24 protein-coding genes and 1 other annotated feature are annotated in these 24926 nt (G+C 51.6%); of the genes, 21 read left to right on the forward strand and 3 right to left on the reverse strand.

All coding sequences use genetic code 11. The features are described 5' to 3' along the window. Positions 1-17 precede the first annotated feature (17 nt). The 8 genes from ACFQ0N_RS24265 to leuS all read left to right on the forward strand — a co-directional run bounded on the left by ACFQ0N_RS24265 (position 18) and on the right by leuS (position 7388). On the forward strand, positions 18-866 hold the full coding sequence (locus tag ACFQ0N_RS24265) for a shikimate dehydrogenase (RefSeq protein WP_379331140.1): 849 nt from the start codon (positions 18-20) through the stop codon (positions 864-866). 40 nt (positions 867-906) lie between these two features. Further along, positions 907-1197 carry a ribosome assembly RNA-binding protein YhbY gene (yhbY, locus tag ACFQ0N_RS24270; protein ID WP_379331142.1) on the forward strand — a complete coding sequence of 97 codons (291 nt, stop codon included), beginning with the start codon at positions 907-909 and terminating at the stop codon, positions 1195-1197. 34 nt (positions 1198-1231) lie between these two features. Next, the gene (nadD, locus tag ACFQ0N_RS24275) at positions 1232-1819 is read left to right on the forward strand and encodes a nicotinate-nucleotide adenylyltransferase (RefSeq protein WP_379331421.1); all 588 of its coding nucleotides are present in this window, start codon (positions 1232-1234) and stop codon (positions 1817-1819) included. Further along, positions 1809-2390, forward strand: coding sequence for a bis(5'-nucleosyl)-tetraphosphatase (symmetrical) YqeK (yqeK, locus tag ACFQ0N_RS24280; protein WP_379331144.1), 582 nt, complete (start codon positions 1809-1811; stop codon positions 2388-2390). Before nadD ends, yqeK begins: the two co-directional genes overlap by 11 nt. Next, complete coding sequence (gene rsfS / locus ACFQ0N_RS24285; RefSeq protein WP_379331146.1) at positions 2381-2728, forward strand: ribosome silencing factor; 348 nt, start codon at positions 2381-2383, stop codon at positions 2726-2728. The genes yqeK and rsfS overlap by 10 nt, the downstream gene beginning before the upstream one ends. Beyond that, positions 2725-3639: a CvfB family protein gene (locus ACFQ0N_RS24290; protein WP_379331148.1), complete on the forward strand. Its 915-nt coding sequence runs from the start codon at positions 2725-2727 to the stop codon at positions 3637-3639. The genes rsfS and ACFQ0N_RS24290 overlap by 4 nt, the downstream gene beginning before the upstream one ends. 28 nt (positions 3640-3667) lie before the next feature. Beyond that, positions 3668-4447, forward strand: a complete 780-nt coding sequence (locus tag ACFQ0N_RS24295) for a class I SAM-dependent DNA methyltransferase (RefSeq protein ID WP_379331150.1) — start codon at positions 3668-3670, stop codon at positions 4445-4447. A gap of 100 nt (positions 4448-4547) precedes the next feature. Further along, positions 4548-4787: a binding site (T-box leader), on the forward strand. Between the two features lie 159 nt (positions 4788-4946). Further along, complete coding sequence (gene leuS, locus ACFQ0N_RS24300; RefSeq protein WP_379331152.1) at positions 4947-7388, forward strand: leucine--tRNA ligase; 2442 nt, start codon at positions 4947-4949, stop codon at positions 7386-7388. 46 nt (positions 7389-7434) lie between these two features. Here leuS and comER read toward each other — a convergent pair whose 3' ends face one another. Next, on the reverse strand, positions 7435-8274 hold the full coding sequence (comER, locus tag ACFQ0N_RS24305) for a late competence protein ComER (protein WP_379331154.1): 840 nt from the start codon (positions 8272-8274) through the stop codon (positions 7435-7437). A 180-nt stretch (positions 8275-8454) separates the two neighbouring features. Here comER and ACFQ0N_RS24310 point away from each other — a divergent pair, with 180 nt between their 5' ends. The 7 genes from ACFQ0N_RS24310 to holA all read left to right on the forward strand — a co-directional run bounded on the left by ACFQ0N_RS24310 (position 8455) and on the right by holA (position 16814). Next, on the forward strand, positions 8455-8907 hold the full coding sequence (locus ACFQ0N_RS24310) for a ComEA family DNA-binding protein (RefSeq protein ID WP_379331156.1): 453 nt from the start codon (positions 8455-8457) through the stop codon (positions 8905-8907). A 69-nt stretch (positions 8908-8976) separates the two neighbouring features. Then, positions 8977-10269 (forward strand): homocysteine synthase, encoded by a 1293-nt coding sequence (locus tag ACFQ0N_RS24315; RefSeq protein WP_379331158.1) that lies wholly within the window; start codon positions 8977-8979, stop codon positions 10267-10269. Between the two features lie 32 nt (positions 10270-10301). Further along, on the forward strand, positions 10302-10838 hold the full coding sequence (locus ACFQ0N_RS24320; RefSeq protein ID WP_379331160.1) for a deoxycytidylate deaminase: 537 nt from the start codon (positions 10302-10304) through the stop codon (positions 10836-10838). Positions 10839-10917: 79 nt separating this feature from the next. Continuing rightward, positions 10918-13530, forward strand: coding sequence for a ComEC/Rec2 family competence protein (locus ACFQ0N_RS24325; protein ID WP_379331162.1), 2613 nt, complete (start codon positions 10918-10920; stop codon positions 13528-13530). A gap of 205 nt (positions 13531-13735) precedes the next feature. After that, entirely contained in the window at positions 13736-14284 is a 549-nt protein-coding gene (locus tag ACFQ0N_RS24330) for an RNA polymerase sigma factor (protein ID WP_379331164.1), read from the forward strand. Then, on the forward strand, positions 14281-15522 hold the full coding sequence (locus ACFQ0N_RS24335) for an anti-sigma factor (protein WP_379331166.1): 1242 nt from the start codon (positions 14281-14283) through the stop codon (positions 15520-15522). Before ACFQ0N_RS24330 ends, ACFQ0N_RS24335 begins: the two co-directional genes overlap by 4 nt. A gap of 224 nt (positions 15523-15746) precedes the next feature. Then, positions 15747-16814 carry a DNA polymerase III subunit delta gene (gene holA / locus ACFQ0N_RS24340; RefSeq protein ID WP_379331168.1) on the forward strand — a complete coding sequence of 356 codons (1068 nt, stop codon included), beginning with the start codon at positions 15747-15749 and terminating at the stop codon, positions 16812-16814. 52 nt (positions 16815-16866) lie between these two features. Here the strand turns inward: holA and rpsT are convergent, their stop codons facing one another. Continuing rightward, a complete protein-coding gene (rpsT, locus tag ACFQ0N_RS24345) occupies positions 16867-17139 on the reverse strand; it encodes a 30S ribosomal protein S20 (RefSeq protein WP_379331423.1) in 273 nt (90 codons plus the stop codon). Between the two features lie 171 nt (positions 17140-17310). Here rpsT and gpr point away from each other — a divergent pair, with 171 nt between their 5' ends. The 5 genes from gpr (at position 17311) to hemW (ending at position 23276) form a co-directional block, all read left to right on the forward strand. Beyond that, positions 17311-18318 (forward strand): GPR endopeptidase, encoded by a 1008-nt coding sequence (gpr, locus tag ACFQ0N_RS24350; RefSeq protein WP_379331170.1) that lies wholly within the window; start codon positions 17311-17313, stop codon positions 18316-18318. A gap of 145 nt (positions 18319-18463) precedes the next feature. Then, positions 18464-19693, forward strand: coding sequence for a stage II sporulation protein P (locus tag ACFQ0N_RS24355; protein ID WP_379331172.1), 1230 nt, complete (start codon positions 18464-18466; stop codon positions 19691-19693). A gap of 16 nt (positions 19694-19709) precedes the next feature. After that, a complete protein-coding gene (locus tag ACFQ0N_RS24360; protein WP_379331174.1) occupies positions 19710-20156 on the forward strand; it encodes a hypothetical protein in 447 nt (148 codons plus the stop codon). 68 nt (positions 20157-20224) lie between these two features. After that, the gene (gene lepA, locus ACFQ0N_RS24365; protein ID WP_379331176.1) at positions 20225-22042 is read left to right on the forward strand and encodes a translation elongation factor 4; all 1818 of its coding nucleotides are present in this window, start codon (positions 20225-20227) and stop codon (positions 22040-22042) included. Between the two features lie 67 nt (positions 22043-22109). Beyond that, positions 22110-23276 carry a radical SAM family heme chaperone HemW gene (gene hemW, locus ACFQ0N_RS24370; protein WP_379331178.1) on the forward strand — a complete coding sequence of 389 codons (1167 nt, stop codon included), beginning with the start codon at positions 22110-22112 and terminating at the stop codon, positions 23274-23276. Positions 23277-23707: 431 nt separating this feature from the next. Here the strand turns inward: hemW and ACFQ0N_RS24375 are convergent, their stop codons facing one another. Next, entirely contained in the window at positions 23708-24286 is a 579-nt protein-coding gene (locus ACFQ0N_RS24375) for a DUF1572 family protein (protein WP_379331180.1), read from the reverse strand. A 156-nt stretch (positions 24287-24442) separates the two neighbouring features. On the opposite strand from ACFQ0N_RS24375, the gene ACFQ0N_RS24380 reads away from it, so the two are divergent. Next, positions 24443-24904 carry an N-acetyltransferase gene (locus tag ACFQ0N_RS24380; RefSeq protein ID WP_379331182.1) on the forward strand — a complete coding sequence of 154 codons (462 nt, stop codon included), beginning with the start codon at positions 24443-24445 and terminating at the stop codon, positions 24902-24904. Positions 24905-24926: the final 22 nt, after the last annotated feature.

Consider the following 24926-nt stretch of genomic DNA (forward strand, 5'->3'; position numbering starts at 1 on the left):
TAAGGGCGGGGGATGAGATGACAGTAGATAGCCATACTGTGTTATATAGTGTAATTGGCGATCCGATTCGCCATTCGAAATCGCCTATAATGATGAATCGCGCATTCCGCGAATGCAATATTAATGGGGTCTATACCGCCTTTCATATCAAGGGCGAAAATTTGGCCGCTTTTGTGGCAGGCGTGAGAGCGATGGGCATTCGCGGGGTCAATGTGACGATTCCGCACAAGCTTGCTATTATGCCGCTGCTGGATGAAATTGACGAAAGCGCGCAGATGATCGGCGCAGTAAATACAATCGTCAACAATGATGGACGATTGACGGGCTACAATACGGACGGCCTTGGCTATGTCCGCTCCTTGAAGGAGGAGGCGGAGCCGGATCTGCGCGGCAAGCGCATTTTGATCATCGGCTCCGGCGGCGCCGCGCGCGGTATCGTATACGCCTTGACTAAGGAGGGGGCCGGCTCGATCGTCATTGCCAATCGCACCGTCGAACGTGCGAAGCAGCTGGCCCAGGCCTTCTCTGGGCTGCTGCCGATTCACGCAATTGCCCACTCCGAACTGAAAGCGGCATGCGCCGAAGCCGATATCGTAATTAATACAACCTCTGTCGGCATGTTCCCACATGTTGAAGAGACGCCTGTAGACGCACGCTGGCTTAGACAAGGCGCGATCGCAAGCGATTTAATTTATAATCCGCTGACGACCAAATTTCTGGAAGAAGCAAGGGAGAACGGATGCCGCATTCATGGCGGTTTGGGCATGTTTATTTATCAGGGTGCCTATGCCTTCGAATATTGGACAGGCGCGCCCGCTCCGGTGAAGGCGATGCGAGAAGTCGTGCTGCAGGCCTTAAAAGGTTAAGCAATTATCTATTTTCGAATAAAAGGATGGATTACCTACTATGCTGACAGGCAAACAAAAACGGTTTTTACGTGCTGAGGCGCATCATTTGCAGCCTATTTTTCAAGTAGGCAAGGGCGGCGCCAACGAGCATCTTGTGCGCCATATTAACGAAGCGATTGAAGTGCGCGAATTGCTGAAGGTGTCCGTCTTGAACAACTGTCTGGAAGATCCGAAGGAAGTCGGGCAGTGGCTTGCAGACGAGACGGGTGCCGAACTAGTGCAAGTAATCGGCAAGACGATTATATTGTATAAAGAGTCCAAAGAGCATAAAACAATTGAATTGCCTTAAGATATGCTTTGTGTGAAGGGAGCGGAAGTGGATGATAAAAGTCGGATTAATGGGCGGAACATTCGATCCCATTCATTATGGGCATTTGCTTGCAGCGGAGACGGCCAGAGAAGCTTGCGGTCTGAACGAGGTGTGGTTTATTCCGTCCTTTGTACCGCCGTTAAAGGATCATCAGCCCGGCGCCGACGGCGAGGCAAGGCTCGAAATGGTCTATCGGGCCATCGATTTTCAACCGCATTTTCGTGCGATGGACATCGAACTGGAGCGCGGCGGCACAAGTTATTCGATCGATACAGTCGAAGCGCTGCAGCAGCTATATCCCGGCCGGGAGTTTTCTTATATTATCGGCTCGGACCGTGTCAATGATTTGGCTAAGTGGCATCAAATTGAAAAGCTTGCCGGGCTTGTCCACTTTATCGGGGTGGAGCGTCCGGGAGAAAAGATTGACGTTTCCTCGCTGCCGGCCTATATTCGCGAGCGTTTAACCGTTATTGACATGCCGCTTATAGACATTTCCTCGACGGCGATCCGCCAGCGGCGCGCTGCCGGCAAGTCGGTGCGCTTTTTAGTGCCCGATAAGGTTTATTCTTTTATGAGAAGGAATGCGCTTTATGAATCGTGAGACGATGATGGAAAGGGTGCGGGCGGAAATGCCCGAGAAGCGCTGGATCCATACATTGGGTGTCATGGAGACGGCGGTTCAGCTGGCTGAGCGGTTTGGCGCAGATGCGGAGAAGGCGGAGCGAGCGGCCATTTTGCATGATGTGGCCAAATATTGGCCGACGTCCAGGATGGAACTTATAATTAGGGAGAAAGGCTTGCCTGGCGAACTGCTGCTCTACGATAAAGAGCTTTGGCATGCTCCTGTAGGAGCAGTTGTGGCAGAAAGCGACTATGGCGTTGCCGATATCGAAGTACTGGACGCTATCCGTTACCATACTTCCGGGCGCGAACAGATGACTCTGCTTGATAAAGTTGTATGTTTGGCAGACTATATGGAGCCGGGAAGAGCGTTCCCGGGGGTGGAACGGATCCGTGAGCTGGCAGAGGTGAGCCTGGATGAAGCGCTGCTGGCGGGGTTCGATTCGACAATCGGATTTTTGCTGGCGAAGGGCAAGCGCATCTTTCCGTTAACGGTAGCTGCGCGCAACGATTTAATTTTAAAAATACGGGAGGCTGAGCAATGGCAGTAACTTCGGAACAACTAATGCAGGTTGTCGTGGCGGCGGCGGAAGAGAAAAAGGCGCATCAGATCGTAGTGCTTGATTTGGAGGGTATTTCTCTTGTGGCTGATTATTTTGTCATTTGCCACGGCAATTCAGATACGCAGGTACAATCGATTACGACTGAAATTCGCAAGCAGGCGGAGGGGCAAGGGGCGCATATCCGCGGCATTGAAGGTGTCGATTCCGGCCGATGGGTGCTGATCGACATCGGAGATGTTGTCGTCCATGTGTTCCATCGCGATGAACGCGAATATTATAGCATTGAACGGCTATGGTCTGACGCGAAAGTAGTGGAGTTCGTATGACTCTGACAGCGGGAACGGTAACCCGGCTAAGGGTGGCGCGGGAAGTGTCGCCCTACGGCTTTTTTTTGACTGACGGCGAGCAGGAAGTGCTGCTTCATTATACAGAGCTTACTGGCAGCAAGCCGAAAATCGGCAGCGAAATGGAAGTGTTTATTTTTTTTGATTCCGAGGATCGGATTGCCGCGACAATGAAGCGCCCGCTCATTACGCTGGGCGAGGTTGCCCGCTTGCAGGTAGCGGATGTTCATTCGCGCATTGGCGTATTTCTGGAGATGGGGCTTGGGCGTCAACTGCTGCTGCCGTTGTCTGAGCAGCCTGAGTTGCAATCGCTTCGTCCGCGCCGCGGCGATGAGGTGTTCGTCAAACTGGCTCATGATAAAATCGGCCGCTTATTCGCCAAGCTGGCCACTGAAGAGGATTTGCTTGCGCTTGTCTTCCGGGCGCCGGTTAGCTGGAGCAATACATGGGTGGAAGGCTGGGTGACAAAGACGCTGAAGATCGGCTCCTTTGTGCTGATTGATGGCGGAGTGGTCGGTTTTGGCGCGCTTGGCTTCATCCCTGAGGCAGAGCGCGCTCACCCGCTTCGTCTCGGCGAACGGGTGCGGGGGCGCGTCACCTTTATTCGCGAGGACGGCCGTGTAAACCTGTCGATGACTCCGGTCAAAGAAGTTGGCCGCGTGGAGGACGCCGATCGTTTGCTGGCATTTTTGAAGGAGCGTCCGGGTGGTGCGATGCCCTACTCGGATCAGACTGAGGCCGATCTGATTAAGCAAAGATTCGGGATCAGCAAATCAGCGTTCAAGCGGGCGCTTGGCAAGCTGATGCGCGAAGGTCTGGTCGTTCAAGAGGGCAACTGGACGAAACTGACTTCTGCTGCAGCAGAGCAGCAGGAGCAAAAACGGGACAATTAGCGCAAGGCGAATGGGAGGGGAAGGGCAAATGCAGGCTTATCGGCAGTTTGCCGCTGTTTATGACCGGTTGATGGAAGATATGCCCTATCCCGATTGGCTGCGCTTTGCCAGGCAGTGCTGGGAAAAGTATGGCATTCCTGCAACAGTAGCGGATCTCGGCTGCGGGACAGGCAGCTTATCCATTCCGCTCGCTCGTTCGGGCTTTCAAGTATATGCGATTGACATTTCCGCCGATATGCTGACCGTAGGGCGCAGCAAGTGGGACGAGCCGCCGGCACGAGCGATAAACCCGGATAGCGGTTCGATCCGCTGGCTGCAGCAGGATATGCGGGACTGGGAGCTCCCTGAACCGGTAGATGCGGCGATCTCATTTTGCGATTGCTTGAATTATTTGCTCGAAGAAGAGGATGTAGAGTCGGCCTTCCGCGCGACTTATAAAGGGTTGAAGCCCGGCGGGCTGTTAATTTTTGATGTGCACGCTCCGCGGCAGCTGGAGCAGTACGCCGAGCAGCAGCCGTTTACGCTCGATGAGCGGGATGTGGCATACATTTGGACGAGTGATTACGATGAGGCGCGCAGAGAAATCGAGCACCATCTGACGATTTTTGCCCGGGAGGGAAATGAGCGCGGCGCGCGCTTCATCCGTTTTGAGGAGACGCATGTGCAGCGGGCCTATGAGCCTTCATGGATCGCGGGCGCTTTAAGGCGCGCAGGCTTCACTAGTGTGGAGCAATATGCGGACTTCACTTTCGCGGCCCCTGATTCAGAAGCGGAACGGTTATTTTTTGTAGCGGTCAAACCGTCATGATGCGGGGGCGGCCGCTGCTTAAGGCTGTAATCCGGATCCGACTCGGACCGGCATCGCTTGACAGTGGGGCAGAGCTTCATTATAATCAAACTAATATTTGGTTGTGGCGTTGATAAGGATCAGTAGTATTGCGGTGTCGGTTTCAGAGATTCGGCGGTTGGTGCAAGCCGGAGCGACGCGGATATGAACTCGCCTTGGAGCCGCGTGCGAGCTGCGGGAAGATCAGCTGCAGGAAAGCATGCCGTTTCACCCGCGTTAAGGGTGCTGAGTGAGCAGGAGCAAAGCATGCTTTTTGCTAACTAGGGTGGTACCACGGGAGCAATATCCTCTCGTCCCTAGCGTTGTCGCTGGGGGCGGGAGTTTTTTGTTTTTATGGAAATTATTCGTTTTCACCCGATATGTTTTATAAAAATTTCAGGGGAAGAAGCTTGGCGATAGCGCCAAGTACGGCGTCAGCCGTTTCTTCTTGTGCAGATGAAGAATAGGGAGGCGGTTAATTATGGTACAAGAACGACAAGAGCCGCAAGGTTATAATCCGCAAACGATTGAACCAAAATGGCAGCAATATTGGGATCAGCATAAAACATTCAAGACGACGGAGGAGGCAGGAAAGCCGAAGTTTTACGCGCTTGACATGTTCCCGTATCCATCCGGGGCGGGGCTGCACGTAGGCCATCCGGAAGGCTACACGGCCACCGATATCGTTTCCCGCTATAAGCGGATGCGCGGCTTCAATGTGCTCCATCCGATGGGCTGGGATGCATTCGGGCTGCCGGCCGAGCAGCATGCGCTCGATACTGGCGAGCACCCGCGGGATATTACGATCAAGAACATCAACAATTTCCGCCGGCAAATCAAATCGCTTGGCTTTTCGTATGACTGGGACCGCGAGATTAGCACGACCGATCCGGAATACTACAAATGGACGCAATGGATCTTTATCCAGCTGTATAACAAGGGGCTGGCTTATGTCGACGAGGTACCGGTCAACTGGTGTCCGGCGCTTGGCACTGTGCTTGCCAATGAGGAAGTTATTAACGGCTTGAGCGAGCGCGGCAACCATCCGGTAGTGCGCAAGCCAATGCGGCAATGGGTTCTGAAAATTACAGAATATGCGGAGCGGCTGTTGGAGGATCTGGAAGAGCTCGACTGGTCTGAAAGCATTAAAGACATGCAGCGCAACTGGATCGGCAAGTCGAAAGGCGCGGAAGTGACCTTTGCCATCGATGGGCATTCGAGCGAGCTTGTCGTCTTTACGACGCGCCCGGACACATTGTTCGGCGCGACATATTGCGTACTCGCTCCGGAGCATCAATTGGTGGAGCAAATTACGACAGCTGAGCAGAAGGCGGCGGTAGAGGCTTATCGTGAAGCGGCTGCGCGCAAAAGCGATCTGGAGCGCACTGATCTGGCCAAGGATAAGACGGGGGTCTTTACTGGCGCCTACGCGATTAATCCGGTCAGCGGCGCGAAGACGCCGATCTGGATTGCCGACTATGTGCTCGCCGGCTATGGTACAGGGGCAATAATGGCTGTTCCCGGCCATGATCAGCGCGACTGGGAGTTTGCCAAGCAATTCGACCTGCCGATTGTGGAAGTTGTACAGGGCGGCGATTTGTCGGTCGAAGCTTTCTCCGGGGACGGCGCGCATGTAAATTCCGGGTTTTTGGATGGTTTGAACAACGAACAGGCGATCGCTGCCATGATCGAAAAGCTGGAAGCAGAAGGGAAAGGCAAAGGCAAAGTGACCTATCGTCTGCGCGACTGGCTGTTCAGCAGACAGCGCTATTGGGGCGAGCCGATTCCAATTTTGCATCTGGAGGATGGAACGATGAAGCCTGTTCCGGTAGACCAGCTGCCGTTGCTGCTGCCGGACGTCGACCAGATCAAGCCGTCAGGTACAGGCGAGTCGCCGCTGGCCAATGTGACGCAATGGGTGGAGACGGTCGATCCCGAGACTGGCATGAAGGCGCGCCGCGAGACGAATACGATGCCGCAATGGGCAGGCAGCTGCTGGTACTATCTGCGCTTTATCGATCCGCATAATGACAAGGAGATTTGCTCGCCGGAAAAGCAAAAAGAATGGATGCCTGTCGACTTGTATATCGGCGGCGCCGAGCATGCGGTGCTGCATTTGCTCTATGCCCGCTTCTGGCATAAGGTGCTGTACGACCTTGGCGTTGTCTCGACCAAGGAGCCGTTCCACAAGCTGGTCAACCAGGGAATGATTTTGGGGACGAATAACGAGAAGATGTCCAAGTCGCGCGGCAATGTCATCAATCCGGACGAAATCGTCGGCGAATACGGGGCAGATACGCTGCGGATGTATGAGATGTTCATGGGACCGCTGGAAGCGACGAAGCCATGGAATACGAAAGGCGTAGAAGGGATGTATCGCTTCCTGAGCCGCGTATGGCGCTTGTTTGTTGGCGAAGACGGTTCTTTGAACGAAAAAATCAACGACGCCGAATGTTCCGCAGCTTTCAAGCGGACTTGGCATCGCACGATTAAAAAAGTAACAGACGATTACGAAAATCTGCGCTTCAATACAGCAATCAGCCAGCTGATGATTTTCGTCAACGATGCCTATAAGGCAGAATCGCTGCCGCGGCAGGCGATGGAAAACTTCGCACAACTGCTGTCCCCGCTTGCGCCGCACATTGCTGAAGAGCTGTGGGAGAAGCTTGGACATACAGGCAGCATAACATATGTTGGCTGGCCGGCCCATGACGAGGCGTGGACAGTCGATCAAGAAATCGAGATTGTTGTACAGGTAAACGGCAAAATTATCGACCGGATTGCGATTGCTGCCGACATGAACGAGGCGGATATGGAGCAAACCGCAAAAGCGTCCGACAACGTTGCGGAAGCAATTGAAGGGAAGACGATTCGCAAGGTCATTGTCGTCAAAGGCAAGCTTGTCAACATTGTCGCTAACTAAATAAGTTGTGATGAAGAGGTGAAGGCTTTATGACGCAAAGCATGCGTCAGGGGCCATTCGCCTCTTCGCCGTATAATAAGTCTTGAACCTTGGCCAAATCTTCATCATATTTGGCATGCGTTGTGCGGATGACTTCGCCAAAGACGCCGTCCAGCTTTTGCTCGAGCAATTGCAGGGCGCGCGCAGTTATGCCTCCCGGTACAGAGACCCGCGCTTGCAGCTGCTCGGGCGTCATCCCGCCGTCTGTAAGCAATTGTCCGGTGCCGCTCAGCATCGCGCATGCAATAGAGGCTGCCTCATCGCGATCGATTCCGGTTTCCTCCACAGCCGCATCGACAAATTTCTGCAGCACAAAAGCGATAAAAGCGGGGCCGCAGCTGGACAGATCCGATACGATGCGGGTATGCCGCTCATCGATTTCCAGCGGGTCGCTAATATAGGCAAGCAGCTCGTTAAGCTTCTCGATATCGTCAGGCTGCATTCGCGACCCATACATGCAAAGAGTAGCACCCGAGCAAATATAGTTGGTTATGCTGGGGATCACTTTAGCTACTTTGCAGGGAAGCCTGTCTTCCAGCTGTTTCAGCAGTACAGGGCTTGTAATCGACACGAAAATTTGTGAAGGCTGCACTTTATGCAGGAGTTCATCGACGATTGTTTTATATTCATGAGGCTTAATGCAGAGAAAAACGATATCGCATCCATCGATCGTCTCCAGGTTTGAATGAAAACCTTGCAGCCCTGGGTGGCGGTTTGCTATTTGTTCTGTTTTTGCGAATGTGCGATTGCTCGCTTTAATTTGGGACGGTTCCAGTGCGCCGGAGCCGATAAATGCATCAATAAGCAGGCTGCCCATGCTTCCGATACCGATAAAGCCGACTTTCATCAACGATCCCTCCCAGAGCTTTTTGTAAATAGAAGCCGAAGCCGCTCGTTTTTAGTCTGTTGCTGCGCCAAGGGCGCCATCAGCCGTTCCTTGTTGCACCCAGAAGGATAGCTCTTATTACTGTATGCCGGGCGGCAGCCGAAATGCCAGAAAAATATTTCGATTCCGGAGGTTTGACAAATGAATGTGAAATTGTGGGGAGCGGGAATATTAGCAGCTGCGGCTTGCTGTATAATGCTGGCTGTTCTGGCCGCTGATCAGGGGACTAAGGCGCCGTCCGAGTGGATCGAACTGCAAGCCGAAGTAAAGGCGCGCGTGCACCAGAGGGAGCCTGACAGCGCTTTGCCGGCCCGCGCAGCTGCCGCAGCGCCCGCAGCTGCGTCTTCAAAGGTACAGCCGCAACAAAAGCCGCAGCTGCAGCCGCCTGACACAGACAAGGCGATCGACATTAATCGGGCTACGGAAGCAGAGCTAATGACTTTGTCCGGGATCGGCAAAGCTAAAGCGCAGGCCATTATTGCTGATCGCGAGCAGAACGGCTTCTTTCGCTCCGTCGAAGATTTGCAGCGCGTGAAAGGAATTGGCGCGAAAATGCTGGAAAAATTAAAACCTTCCATTGTCGCGGCGCCCTGATTGTGAGAAAATAGGAGGGACAGGCAATATATGGCCTGGCTTTATATCCGGTAAGGAGGAATTGTACGAATGTCCGATCAACAGAAATTATCGCTGGAGACTTTAGCGGTCCATGCTGGACAGCAGATTGACCCAACTACATTGTCCCGCGCGGTGCCGATTTATCAAACAACCTCATACGGTTTTCGCGATACCGATCACGCAGCTGATTTGTTTGCGCTGAAAGAGTTTGGCAATATTTACACCCGTATTATGAACCCAACTAACGATGTATTTGAACAACGGGTAGCGGCGCTCGAAGGAGGAGCTGCTGCATTAGCTGTGTCATCCGGTCAAGCTGCGATCACTTTTGCCATTCTGAACATTGCTGGTGCCGGGGATGAAATCGTATCGGCGACAAGCCTGTATGGCGGTACATACAATCTCTTCTCGACAACGCTTGCCAAGCTGGGCATTACTGTGAAATTTGTCGATCCGTCCGATCCGCAAAATTTCGCAGCGGCGATTACGGATAAAACAAAAGCATTATATTGCGAAACAATTGGCAACCCTAGAGGGGACATCGTTGATTTGTCCGCCGTTGCCGACATTGCGCATCAGAACGGCATTCCGTTCATCGTCGACAACACTTTCCCAAGCCCGTATCTGTGCCGCCCGCTCGAGCATGGGGCAGATATCGTCGTTCACTCGGCGACCAAGTTTATTGGCGGTCACGGCACGTCGATTGGCGGCATTGTTGTCGACGGCGGGAAATTCGACTGGAAAGCAAGCGGCAAATTCCCTGGCTTGACCGAGCCGGACCCAAGCTACCACGGTGTAGTTTATACGGACGCTGTCGGCCCGATTGCATATATTATTAAAATGCGCGTTCAATTGCTGCGCGACATGGGAGCGGCATTGTCGCCATTCAACTCATTCCTGCTGTTGCAAGGTCTGGAGACTCTTCATCTGCGCATGGAGCGTCACAGCGAGAATGCACTGGCGGTTGCCCGTTTCCTCGAAGCTCACGATGCTGTAGAGTGGGTTAACTACCCAGGCTTGGAAAGCCACCCATCCTATGAGCTGGGACAAAAATATATGCCGAAAGGCCAAGGAGCGATTATGACCTTTGGCATTAAAGGCGGATTGGAAGCCGGCAAAAAAGTGATCAATGCCGTTAAGCTATTCTCGCATTTGGCGAATGTCGGCGACTCCAAGTCTCTCATTATTCACCCGGCAAGCACTACGCACCAGCAGCTGTCCCCTGAAGAGCAGGTTGCTGCCGGCGTAGGCGCGGGCATGATCCGCCTGTCCATCGGTACAGAAGGCATCGAAGATATTTTGGCTGATTTGCGTCAAGCGATCGAAGCAAGCCAACAATAGCAATGACTGGCAAGAAAGGGTGAGCGTTATCTATGGCTGCGTCCGCGTCACAGCAAGACAGCATGCGTAAAGATTGGGACACTTACTTCATGGATATTGCTTACATGGTCTCGACACGCTCGCGCTGCTCACGCCGACATGTCGGAGCCGTGCTCGTCCAAGGAAAAAAACTGCTCGGCACAGCTTATAATGGAGCGCCGATGGGAGTGCCCGATTGCTCGGAGGCGGGCTGTATGATTGTAGAGGAGATTGAAACTGCGATCATTGAGGGCAAGGAGCAAATGGTCAAAAAACAGCGGTGCATCCGCACGATTCATGCGGAACAAAATTTGCTGCTTTTTACAGACCGGGCGGACAGGGAAGGTTCGACCGTATATGTGACGGATCAACCGTGCTGGACTTGTGCCAATATGCTGGCCAATAGCGGCATCGTTGAAGTTGTGTACCACCGTCCGTATCGGAAGGACAGTGTCAAGGTGTTCGATTTAATGCAGCAGCGGGGCATTACCTTTCGTTGTCTGGAAGGTTATGAGCCTCCGCCGCAGGCTGGCATGGATATTAGCAACTGATAAATTGTGGGGAAGAACCTCCTGATACGCCGTTATCGGCTGTATCGGGAGGTTTTTTGTGTCTATAGGAGGAGTGGGGATGGCGAATCGGCCGTTAATTATATTTGTGCTTTGCTGGGTTGCCGGAAGTGCTGCGGCGGCCGCAGGGCTCGCCGGATGGAGACTGGCAGGAGCTGCAGCTGCCCTGCTTGCCTTACTTTTGGCGTTTGCGCTGTATAGCCGAGTATCGTTTGCGCTCGCTTTTGTCTGTGTAATCGGATTTTCGCTGGCCGGGGCGGAGCGGGTCTGGGTGGACTCGCGGAATATAAGCGGACTGCAGGATGCGCTTGATGCATCGGCGCGAGAGGAGGAGGTGGCGGTGAGGCTAGCCGGAACGATTCATACGGCAATTGAGATTGACGGCGATCGGGTGCAGTTTGATGTGATGGCGCAATCGGTGCATATAAACGGGGAAAAGGCGCCGCGTGGCGTTCAGGAGCGCTTGCTCGTACAGTTGAAGCTGGAGAAGCCGGTTGAAGCGGATATTGCCAGGCAGTGGCGGCGGGGAAATCGCATCGAGCTGGCCGGCTTGCTGGAACAGCCGCTCACGGCCTCGAACTTCGGCGGGTTTGATTACCGTCATTATTTGCAGGAAAGAAGGGTGCATGGTTTCGTAAAAGTAACTGGTACAGCCCATGTGAAAATAGACCAAACGATGCAATACAATATACCGGGCCTGCTCGGGCGTGTCGATACAGTGCGGGACTGGCTCGGCATGAAGCTTGAGGCGCTCTATACCGGAGAGCACTCCGGATATATGAAGGGGCTGCTGATTGGCGTGCGCGATGATCTGGACCAGGAGCGGTACCGCCAATTTTCTCAACTGGGCCTGACTCATATTTTGGCGATCTCCGGGCTTCATATTGCCGTGTTTTTATTTATGATCCAGCGGCTGTTGAAAATATTGCGATTAACGCGCGAGCAAACGATGACCGGCATGATTGCAGCCATACCGGCTTATATGCTGATTTCCGGCGGTTCGCCATCCGTTGTCAGAGCCGGCATCATGGCGATGCTGGGCTTGTTGGCAGCCAGATTTGGCAAGCTGAAGGACGGGCTGCATGTCCTCGCCGCGGCTGCCCTGATCATGCTTGTATACGACCCTTTGCTCCTGCATAATATCGGGTTTCAGCTTTCCTTCCTGGTGACGGCAGGGCTTATTTTAATTGTGCCGCCTTTTCGCAATTTACTGCCGCAAGGGAAGCGGTGGAAATGGCTGCTGGATACCGCCGCGGTAACTGTGGTGGCTCAAGCTGTTTCTTTGCCGATCACCCTTTATTATTTTAATCAGTTTCATCTTCTGTCCTTTTTGGCCAATTTTTTGCTCATACCGTTTATAAGCGTTTTTGTCATTCCACTGGGGGGCGTTTCATTATTGCTCTCCTTGCTCTATGTTCCGGCAGGGAAAGCCGCGGCTTATGCAGTGGAAGCGTGCAACCGCTTAAGCTATGCCATCGTTGAGTGGCTCAATCAATTTGACCGGTTCCGGTTCATATTTGCTACGCCGCCGCTGTGGTGGATTGCCCTTTATTACATTATATTGCTGCTGTGCGCGCGCTGCTGGGTGCGGCTTACAGCCGAGTCAGTTCCTCTGCAGCCTAATTCGCAGCAGTATACAGAGGATGAGACAATACCGCTTGCAGCTGAGCACGCGGCACATGCGGCATCCGCCAACGCGCCGCGATCAAAGCAACGGAAAGCTTTGCTTCCAGGGACGGCTTGCCTCATTCTCCTTCCGCTAATAGGCGCTTATTATTTACCGCTCATCAGTAACGATGCGATTGTCAGCTTCATTGATGTAGGGCAAGGCGACGCTATTTTGGTGCGCACTGCAGGCGGCAAGCATCTGCTTATTGATGGCGGAGGGCAGGTTATGTTCCGCAAGGCGGAAGACGCTTGGAGAACCCGCCGTGATCCCTTTGAGGTCGGGCGGAAAGTTGTTGTCCCTCTGCTGCTGCAAAGAGGCGTTCAGGCGATCGACCTGCTAGTCATTTCCCATCTGGACAGTGACCATATTAAGGGGCTGCTTGCCGTGGTCGACACAATTCCAATCAGGCATGTACTTTGGAATGGAACCTTTAAAGAATCCGCGGACAGCAAAGCGCTGCTCGATGCTATCGCGAGCCGGGATATCCCAATGTATCGGGCGGTCGAAGGACGGCAGTGGCAGCTGGATTCGCATACAAAGCTGACCATTATCGGCGGCGCAGACGAGGGATTGTTTGCGGGACAACGCATTTCCGAAGCCAGCGACCAAAATGCGCACAGCGTTGCCTTAATTCTGCAATTGTATGACCGGACCTTTTTGTTTGCTGGGGATGCAGAGGCGCAGTCAGAGCGCAAGATGCTGCTGGGAGCACCGCAGCTTGAGGCAGCAGGTCTGATTAATGATGCCGCAATCGATGTGATGAAGCTATCCCATCACGGCAGCAAAACATCGTCAATTATCGAATGGCTGCAGTACTGGCAGCCGCAATATGCGGCTATTTCAGTAGGCCGCCGAAATTTATACCGACACCCTAGCCCAGAGGTGCTCGAGCGGGTTGAGCAATTGGGCATTCCAATCTATCGCACAGATAAAGGGGGAGAAATTCAGTTTAAAATAACGGACAGTAATTCACTCATCGTGCGAAATAAACGGGGTGTTTTATAAGTGAAAGAGACCTAGCGGAGGCTTGTCCATCGCATGCCTTTTCTAGCAGTTCCGCTCTATACGGCATCATCATTTTCTGATATGCTGTACTTTGAATCTATACTTATAACTGGAAGATAAAAATTTCTTAAAGACTTTTTTCAGATGATTGCAACATTATTGGGATACTATCCGTCTGAAAGGTTGCAAGAGAGGGGGATCCTCCGTGGTAGAGCCAGCCCTGATCAAAGCCGCCCAAGCCGGCGATGGCGACGCTCTTATATCTCTATTGCGCGAGATTGAACATCATGTGTATCGGACAGCCTACTATATATTGAACAATGAGCAGGACGCGAGAGATGCAGCACAAGAGGCGCTTATCCGCGTCTACACCAAAATTGGATCGTATGAGGAAAAAGCGCAGTTCAAAACATGGGTGCAGAGAATTGTCACCAACATTTGCATTGATAAATTCCGGCGCCATAAGCCGACCGTCTCGATTGAGGAGCATGAGATGGTATTCCGGGACACCCATACAGTTGAGGAGCAAGTGCTCTCCACCTATGCGATTCAAGATATTCGCAATGCCATTGACAAATTACCCGATCATCACCGGGCTGTTGTAGTGCTGCGCTATTTGCAAGATTTTTCCTATAATGAAATTGCCGATTCGCTTGATTTGCCTTTAAACACAGTAAAATCATATTTATTCCGGGCAAGGCAACAGCTACAAGTTTATCTGCATGACTATCAGAAAGGTGGTGTCCGAGGATGAATTGTCAAGAAGGGATGGACTATATGCAAAGACAGCTAGACGGCGATCTTGACGATCTGGAGATCGAAGCCTTGACGAGTCATATGCAGCATTGCGCGCAATGCGCCGCGATGTATGAGCGGCTCCAGCTGCTTTCTGACGGTCTGGAAAATTTGCCGAAAGTCACGCCACCTTACAGTCTGGTAGATGCAATCATGCCTCGATTGGCAGAGCTCGCCTCTGCCGATGTTCCAAAGGATGAACCCGAGAAGCCGCTGCCAAGCCGAAGCGAGCGCAATGCTCCGCTTGCGGCTCCGGTCAAGCGGTGGAGGGATCGGCGGTCTTTTCGCACGATGGGCGGGGTAGTAGCCGCGGGTTTAGTGGTTGGTCTATTTCTGGTCACTTACAACCCGTTTGGTTCTAATCCTGCCGGACAGGAGAAATCCAACGCCGGTCTTGCTGCCGAGGCGCCGGAACAAGTGCCAGCAAGCCTTTATTCAGCAAACAGCAGTCCAACTGCCGATCAGGCTGACGCCGGGGCAATGACGATGAATGTCCCGGAACAGGAACAGAGCGAGCCGGGGAACAAGGAAGACGCAGCTGGTAAAGACCTTAAGGGAAAAACCGAGCCAGGTGCTGGGGATGAGCCTGCAGCCAAACCGGCGGAAGGAAACCGCTCCTTTGGAATTGAGTCGAAGCCTCCGTCTGGAGAGTCTTCGTCTTCATCTGGCAGCAGTTCGAGCTCAAGCTCCCCTAGTCAACCGCAGGGAGGCAAGCCTTCTACTGGTGAAAACAGAGGAATGGCGCCGAACTTAAACTACGATATTCCTAATGACGGCGGCGAGGGCAGCGCTAACGGGAAGAGCGGCAGCAACAGCGGCAATGATTCGTCTGCCGGATACCAGGTGACTGAGAAGCACGACAAGGCGGATCAGCCTCCCGTCGGAGCTCTGGAAGCTGGCGGCGGGGAACCGCAAAATAAAGTAACTCAGCAGCACGATAAGGCGGATGTTGCATCTGAGCAGGAATTTCTTTCCCCTGACGGCAAGTATCGTGCCGTTATATTGAAAAAGCAGTTTATTATTTACATTGTAGCAGATAATAAAACGCTCTATATGAGTGATGAGGCTGTAATTGGCAATGTTGTATGGGATGCAGATAGTAAGCATGTCACATATGAAATCGTCTCTGACCAGGGCACACAGTCTGTCATTGTCGATCCCGATGCAGGGACAGCAACAAATTCCTCGCAGAAATAGCTATCTCGCCTGCACACTTTGTGAAGCAGATGCGTATAGTAATGTATCGACAAACGTCAGTGGGCACTGCCTTGACGTCGTATGACCATCCCGACAGCCCGTGCCATGGGCGGGCTGACAGCGGATGTTTATATAGATGTTCAGGGACAAAGAGATGAAGTCAGCAAAATGGCTTCATCTCTTTGTTGCATTTTCGTAATATAAGAGGTATAAAGGGAAGAAACATGGAGATAGCGCCAATTGACGGCGCCGGAGGGATGACTTTGGAAATAAAAGAAGCGACGAAGGAGTGGAAGGCGGGCATTTTTCGTCCTGTCTACGTCTTGTACGGCAAGGACCGGTACCGGATGAAGCAATTTGTCGAGGCCTTGATTGATCAACTCCTGCCTGCTGAAGAGCGTGAGCTGGGAATCGTTAAATTCGATATGTCGGAAACGCCAATAAGCGAGGCGGTTGCCGAAGCGGAGACGCTTCCTTTCTTCGCTTCCCGCAAGCTGCTGCTTATTCGCGACCAATCGGTGCTTGCAGCGGGAGGCAAAGAGGGCGGCAAAATCGATCATCAGACCGATAGCTTGTTTGATTACGTGAAGCAGCCGTGTGAGAGTAGTGTCATTGTTTTTCAAGTGTATGCGGACAAGCTGGATGAGCGCCGTAAAGTAGTGAAAAAGCTGAAGGAGCAGCAAGCGCTGATCGCTTTTCCAGAGCTGACGGAAAATGAACTGATTTTATGGGCTATGAAGCATGCGGAAAAGCAAGGGCGGCATTTACGGCGCGAGGCGGCAGAAATGCTGTTGACGAGAGTCGGCACGAATATGCAGCAGCTGGCTATGGAGGTCGACAAATTATGTCTGCATGCCGGGCCCGACGGCACGATTGGCGAGCTTACAGTGGACAAGCTGATCGCTACTACGGTCGAGGAGGATGTATTTGCCCTGATTGATGCGATGGCATCGCTGCAGGTGGAGCGGGCGCTGAAGCTGTATAATGAGCTTCTGCTGCGGCGTGAGGAGCCGATTAAAATTGCGGCATTAATTGCCCGCCAGCTGCGCATCATGCTGCAGGTAAAGGAGCTGGAGCAGCAGGGCTATTCACCGCAGCAAATTGCAGGGCAGATCGGACAGCATCCGTATGCGGTCAAGCTCGCTGCAGAGAAAGCCCGCAAGTTTTCAGTAGCTGTTCTTGGACTGCATCTGAACCGAATCGCCGAGCTGGATTATGAAATGAAAACAGGGAAAATGGATAAAATATTAGGGCTGGAGCTGTTCTTGCTTTCACTCGCCGTTCCGGCCTAACAAAAAAAGTCCTGTCATCGCGTTTGTTAGCGAGGGCAGGACTTTATCTGATTTACGCTTGAGCCGTAAGAGCGTTCAGCTTTTTAGCCAGGCGAGATTTTTTGCGGGCAGCCGCATTTTTATGAATCAGGCCTTTAGTAACTGCTTTGTCAAGCTTTTTCGTTGCAACAATCAGAGCAGCTTTAGCAGCTTCTACGTCAGTTGCCACGACAGCTTGATCTGCAGCTTTAACAGCCGTGCGGAGCGCGGATTTTTGCGAAGCGTTCAAAGCGCGGCGTTTTTCCGACGTTTTAACACGTTTCACAGCGGATTTAATGTTTGGCATTGCATTCACCTCCCGTACAAGGACAAACCCCAGTGTAACAAACACAACTTGAAATATTCTACCATGCGAACATGCAAAAAGCAATAGCATCGCTTTGACTCTCCTGCGCATAATTCCCGCGTTCCTTCGGTAAACTAACGCCAAACCAATTGGAAGGAGCGCCCGCATTCAATGAGTGAACTGGATCTTCAGCAATATTCGGTCGGTATAGACTTGGCGCTTGAAGCGAAAGAAGCTGCTGAAACAGGGAGGAACGGCAAGCCGATTCCCGGCATTGTTTCAGATACAAATAATTATGATGGAGTCACGGTGACGCGTCTGGAGGTCCAAAATGATGAGGGAGCAAAGGCGATCGGCAAAATGCCGGGTCATTACGTAACCTTTGAAGTCCCGGATTTGCGCAAGCAGGATACGAGACTGCAGGATCGGGTCGCCACGCAGCTGGCTAAGGAGTTTGAGGGATTTTTAGCTCGTATCGGCATAAGCCAAAAGGCCAATATACTAATTGTCGGCTTGGGCAACTGGAATGTAACGCCGGATGCGCTCGGACCGCTTGTTGTCGAGAATTTGTTGGTAACGCGGCATTTTTTTGAGTTGATGCCGGATCAGGTTGCGCCTGGCTATCGTTCAGTCAGTGCGGTCGCTCCGGGTGTGCTGGGCATTACCGGCATCGAATCAAGCGATATTGTCCAAGGAATTGTGGATCAGACCAAGCCGGAAGTTATTATCGCGATTGACGCTTTGGCCTCCAAATCGCTGGAGCGTGTCAATACGACGATTCAAATCGCGGACTCAGGCATTCACCCCGGCTCCGGAATCGGCAATAAGCGAAAAGGGCTGACGAAAGAAATATTAGGGATTCCTGTTATTGCCATAGGGGTGCCGACAGTTTTGTATGCATCAACTATTGTGGGGAATACGATCGAGCTGATGCGCCGCCATGTACAGGACCAGAACGGAAATACGGACCATATTTTCGGTCTATTTAATCAGATGCAAGAAACGGAAAGGCTGCAGTTAGTAAGAGAGGCGCTGGGGCCGCTCGGTCATGATTTACTAGTAACCCCGAAAGAAATCGACCAATTTATCGAAGATATCGCGAATATTATTGCCAGCGGCCTTAATGCCGCACTGCATGAAGCAGTCGATACTTCCAATGTAGCTGCGTACACGCACTGAACATAAATGAAGCCTCCGTTCCGCTTTGGATTGGAGGCTTCATTGCTGTCAGGCCGACCCTATGAATCTTAAAAAATAAGTTCTATGAATTGCTGCTCTCTCATAGGTTAATAGTAGTCCGCATGAAAGTTGGGAGGAGCAGTCAATGATGAAACAATATATCGTAACGTTGAATTTTGGCAAAGGAAGCCAGCGCTTGCGCAGTTTATTAGTGACAGGCAAGATGTTTTTACTATTGTCCTTAGGCTCAATGGCGGTTGTTACAACGGCTGGAATTGGGGCAATTATTCATCAGCAAGCAGCTGCGTCGCCGATCTCGTCCATGAAGGGCTTTGCCGCTAATGTTCCTGGACCGTTATTTTCCAATATGCTGGCTATGGAGATGGCGTCGGGCGGCAAAGCGTGGACAAACCCGATTGATGGCAAGCAGGCGGCTTCCTTTCTGATCCGAATGCTGACAGATATTAATGCGAGTGATCCTAAAAGCTTGCTGGCGAGAGAATATCCGGGGTTTGAAACAGAACGCACGGCGCTTATAAGGCCCGGGGCTACTATGAATGCTTCAGCCGAACCGAAAGATCATGGAGTGATAGAAGCAGAAGCTGGCAATAATAGTAATAGCAAAGGCCAAAACACTTCACCTTCGGAGCATACAGCTGCTCCTCCCGTTAAAACCGTCCCCAAAAGCAATCCAGCTGTAAACGCAGGCGGGCAGCTGACAACGGGCCATGATAAAGTTGTGTTTATTTATCACTCGCATAATCGCGAATCATGGATTCCGGAGTTGAAAAATAGCGGAAAGGATCCTAGTGATGCTGCGATCAATGTTACGCTGCTGGGCAAGCGTCTGCAGCAAAAGCTGGAAGCGCAAGGCATTGGCGCGCAGTCCTCTGCCGTGGACTACCCGTCGGCAATCAAAGATTTTAATTGGGTGCTTTCTTACAAATATTCCAAGGAAACGGTCAAAGAGGCAATGACCTCAAATAAAAAATTAACTTACTTTTTCGATATTCATCGTGATTCCCAGCCTAGGAAGCATACGACAGTGACGATCAATGGAAAGTCTTATGCCAAGGTAATGTTTATTGTCGGGCAGGGAAACCCGAATTGGCGAAAAAATGAGCAGTTTGCCAATAAGATCCATGAAGCGTTTGAAAAAAATTATCCCGGCATTTCGCGTGGCATTTGGGGAAAAACATCGGCCAACGGCAACGGTGAATACAATCAATCCTTATCTCCCAACAGCATCGTGATCGAGGTTGGCGGGGTCGACAATACTCTTGAGGAATCCTATCGTACCATCGATGCTTTGGCGAAGACAATTACAGGCATCTACTGGGATGCGGAGAAGGTTAGCGCGCCAAAAGCAAGCTAGAAGGGAGCTGTGCAAGATGAGAAAACAATCGTTCAGATGGATTATTATTGGCGGAATGATCGTCATGATTATTATGTTCGGCATCGATGTAGCCACTCATGGCGTAGAACGCGTGTATGGCCCAGTAACCGTTCAGGAAGGGGTTCCAGTCGGCCGTTTAACAGAAAACTACAGTGAGAACAAGCCTGCCGAAAGCGCTCCGCGGCGGAAGGAACAGGCCGTGTATGAAGATACTCGTCCTCGGCCAACTGTCGGCGAGGCTGCGCGCAGCCGCGATCGCGGCGAATATGTTGAAGAGCCGGAACCGGTATATGAAAAGCAGGAACGGCTGCCTGGCATTCCGGATACGCGGAAGGATTCTAAAGTAAACAAGCTGGCCGATGGAACGGCGGGCGTCCTGCAGTCATTGTCCAGCCAAGGGATTCGTATGGTCGTAAATTTCTTTGAAGCGGTTACGGATTGATGAGCTACCCCTAAACCTGATATAATATTAAGAATGACTGGTATATCGTTATATGTTGGGGGTAAGCAATGACGGACGTACGGAAACGACAGAAGAAAATTCGCAACTTTTCAATAATTGCACATATTGACCATGGCAAGTCAACATTGGCCGACCGGATTTTGGAATATACCGGTGCATTGACGTCGCGCGAGATGCAGGAGCAAGTGCTCGACAAGATGGATCTTGAGCGCGAGCGCGGTATTACAATTAAGCTGCAGGCTGTCCGCCTAGCTTACAAGGCTGATGACGGAGAAGAATATATTTTGAATTTGATCGATACGCCCGGTCATGTCGACTTTACTTATGAGGTTTCGCGCAGCCTGGCCGCTTGCGAGGGAGCATTGCTTGTAGTTGATTCGGCGCAAGGAATTGAAGCGCAGACGCTGGCTAACGTGTACTTGGCTCTAGATAACAATTTGGAGATACTGCCTGTCATCAATAAGATCGATCTGCCAAGTGCCGATCCGGATCGGGTGAAGCAGGAAATTGAAGATGTTATCGGCCTGGATGCAAGTGAGGCTGTACTGGCTTCTGCCAAGGCGGGCATCGGCATTAAGGAGATTTTGGAGCAGGTGACTTCCAAAGTCCCTGCGCCTGAAGGCGACCCGGATGCTCCGCTCAAAGCGCTTATTTTCGACTCGCACTATGATCCTTATAAAGGGGTTATCGTATATGTACGCGTAGTGGACGGAAGCATTTCAGCGGGCAAGAAAATCCGTTTTATGGCTACCGGCGCTGAATTCGAGGTCATTGAGGTCGGCGCCTTCATGCCGCGAATGACGATCATTAACGAGCTGTCTGTCGGCGATGTCGGGTTTGTTATTGCCGGGATCAAGAATGTAAAGGATACGCGTGTCGGGGATACCATTACTGAAGCGAAGCGGCAGGCGCCTGAGGCGCTGCCGGGCTACCGTAAGATTAATCCGATGGTATACTGCGGTCTGTATCCGATTGATACGCAGGATTATAACGACCTGCGCGATGCGCTGGAGAAGCTGGAGCTTAATGATGCCTCGCTGCGTTATGAGCCGGAGACTTCCACTGCGCTCGGTTTCGGTTTCCGCTGCGGCTTCCTGGGGCTGCTGCATATGGAGATTATTCAGGAGCGGATCGAACGCGAATTCAATATTCCGCTTATTACGACAGCGCCAAGCGTTATTTACAAGGTTACGCTGACGAATGGCGAAGTTATGGAGATTGATAATCCGTCCAATTACCCGGAGGTCGGCAAGATCGAATACGTAGAGGAGCCGTTTGTGAAAGCCTCCATCATCGTTCCGAACGATTACGTTGGCGCCATTATGGAGCTGTGCCAAAGCAAGCGCGGCGATTTTGTCAATATGGAGTATTTGGATGAGAACCGGGTAACGATCATTTACAATATGCCGCTTGCGGAAATTGTATATGATTTCTTTGATCAATTAAAATCCAGCACGAAGGGCTATGCATCGTTCGACTATGAGCTGTCGGGCTACCGGCAGTCGAAGCTGGTCAAGATGGACATTATGCTTAACGGCGAGCAGGTCGATGCGCTGTCCGTCATCGTCCACCGCGATCGGGCCTACCACCGGGGCCGGCTTATTTGCGAGAAGCTGCGCGAGCTGATTCCGCGCCAAATGTTCGAAGTGCCTGTACAAGCTTCAATCGGTACGAAGGTCATTGCGCGCGAGACTGTAAAAGCGATGCGCAAAAACGTGCTTGCCAAATGCTACGGCGGTGATATTAGCCGGAAGCGCAAGTTGCTGGAGAAGCAAAAAGAGGGCAAAAAACGGATGAAGCAGGTCGGCAATGTCGAAGTGCCGCAGGAAGCGTTTATGGCTGTGCTGAAAATCGACGAGGACTAGCGTTATTGCAAGGGAAGAGGGCCACAATTTTCGTGGCCCTCTTCTTATGGAAGGAGGGAACGGCTAAATGCTGATGCATGCGCCTCAAGCGTTATATATTCACATCCCGTTTTGTACAAATAAATGCTATTATTGTGACTTCAACTCTTATCTTGTCAAGGGCCAGCCTGTTGATCAATATTTGGCGGCGCTGGAGAAGGAAATGGAGCAGACCGCTGCGGTGCTGCCGCCGGAAGTTATTCATACCGTATTTGTCGGCGGAGGTACGCCTACGGTACTGACCCCGCCGCAGATGGAACGTTTTCTCGCGATGGTCAAACGGTATTTTCCATTGGATGAGCAAGCGGAGTTTTCAATGGAGGCAAACCCCGGTACGACCGATCTGGAGAAGCTGAAAGTGATGTATGAAGGGGGCGTCAATCGCCTGAGCTTTGGCGTGCAATCTTTCGACAATGGTCTGTTGGAGCGGATTGGCCGCATCCATAATGTAGATGACGTATATCAGAGTATCGCCAACGCCAGATCAGTCGGTTTTCATAATATTTCTATTGACCTTATGTTCGGTCTCCCCGGCCAAACGGTTGAGAAATTGGATGAGAGTGTAAGCCGCGCATTGGAGCTTGCGCTGCCGCATTATTCGCTATATGGTCTTAAGGTGGAGGAAAATACGTTATTTCATCATTTATATGAACGCAACGAGCTGCCGCTGCCTCATGAGGACGATGAGCTGGCCATGTACATGCTGCTTATCGAACGGTTAAAGGCGGCAGGCTACAAGCATTATGAAATAAGCAATTTTGCCAAGGCAGGACATGAGAGCAGGCATAATACGGTGTATTGGCACAATGAGCCGTATTACGGGCTTGGCGCGGGCGCCCACGGTTATGCCAAAGGCGAGCGCCACATCAATATTAAAGGGGTCCAGCCTTATATTGAAGCGGCGCAGCTGCGCTTGCCTCGCCTGGAGACGAATCAAGTAACCGAAGCGGAAGCGATTGAAGATTTTATGATGGTTGGACTGCGGATGCTGGACGGGGTGCGCAACGCTGATTTCGCGGCGCAATTTGACGGCAGGCAAATCGAGGACTATTTTGCAGAAGTGCTGCAAAAATTGCTGGCAGAAGGCTTGCTGGAGCGGATTGGCGATGAGAGGAGTGCGGCGGTGGGCTATAAACTGACGGCGCGGGGCGTTCCGCTCGGCAATGAAGTTTTTGGCGCATTTTTGACGGTTTAATGATGGATTTGCCAAAGCGGGCCCCGGCTGGTATGGCCTTAACGTAAAGTGTTTTCTTAGCCATGTGGATCCACGGTCCGCTCGGGTACGCTTCGTCCGTGATGAACGTGCTAACGGATGCCATAGCCGCTATTTGCGAAAATTGGACCGATTTGAAATTGTAACGGAACTGTGAGCCGCTATTTGATGATGATGAGCCCGATTTCGCAAGAAAACGTCGAATTAAGATCGCTCACCTCCGTCAGATTTCAAAAGGGAAGGTAATTGACGAAATAAGGTCCGTGGCTTCCGTCCCTCCTTCAGAGAGCTTGCCCCTAAACTCCGGGTTAGAAGGAGAAACTTGCCTCGCGCCAAGGACGGCGTCAGCCGTTTCTTCTCACTGCCAGCTATTAAGCAGGGCCGGGGCCTGCTTTCGCGTTTAATGCGAGGATTTATGCTTGCTCGCGCATTTGCTTGTTGAAGGAAGCCGAGCCTCCTTTGGGAATGCTTAATGTTTGCCAGTGGCTTGCGCAGTATGCTTTGGCGATGTATACAATTTGCCCGACATGGTAGCCATAATGAGAAATTTGCCGATGGATCGCTTGGATCGCCGTATGCGCCTCGCCGCGGATGTAAATCGTGCGCTGCAGATCTTCAGGCTGGATAGCCTTTAGCGCAAAAAACAATGTGTTCCAGCCGGCATCCCAACGTTCCATTAACAGATGGCGGTCTAAAGCGGCAGTTTCGAATTCGGCATCGCGATTGCGATTTTCTTTTTCTCCATCTGTCGTCAGAAAATCCGTCCAGCGAGACAGCATATTGCCGTACATATGATTAATGATGACAGCAATGCTGTTGGATTCGGAATTAGGGGCGAAAAACAGGCCATCGTCGGGAAGCTGCCCGATCGCTTTATCGCCGAGTTTCTTTTGACTCATGAAATCCTGCAGCGACAGTTCTAACACGTGGGAAGCAAGATCAAGCTTTTGCGGTGCATTTGCGGCGTTCCGGTCTTGAGAGGAATTGCTCATCGTATGCTCACTCCTTTTTAAAAGTTCCTTGCATTGTAATCATTATAACGAATTCATGCAAGCAAGATTTTGAAAAAAATCACTTGTGTACTCATACGTGCTGATGTATATTTATTCATATTAATATTGGACAGCATGTATTTTGGAGGCGACGGGATGGAAGCGGTTTGCAGAAAGGCGACTAGCGCCGATGTAGAGGATTTGTATATATTGATTGAGAGCTATGCGGTGAAAGGGATCATGCTGCCGCGCTCTCGTCAGACATTGGCTAGACAAATCGATACATTCGTCGTTGTCGAAGTGGATCATAAAATTGTAGGCTGCGGATCATTATGCAGACTGGGGACTGATTTGGTGGAAATTCGCTCACTGGGCGTGTATGAAGGATACAAGGGATACGGTCTCGGCTCCAAATTGGTCAGTTATTTGACTGAAGAAGCCAAAGAGCAGCAAATACCGAAAATAATGGCGCTCACCTATGAGATCTCCTTTTTCCTGAAAAATGGCTTTGACGTTGTGGAAAAAGAGATTTTTCCCGAGAAGGTGTGGACGGATTGTGTAAATTGCCCCAAACAGACATGCTGTGATGAAATTGCAGTGCTGAAAATGCTGAACTGACTTGACAATCGTCAAGGTGGTT

It is taken from the genome of Paenibacillus sp. GCM10027626 (genome assembly GCF_042676285.1).
Classification (GTDB): domain Bacteria; phylum Bacillota; class Bacilli; order Paenibacillales; family Paenibacillaceae; genus Paenibacillus_Z.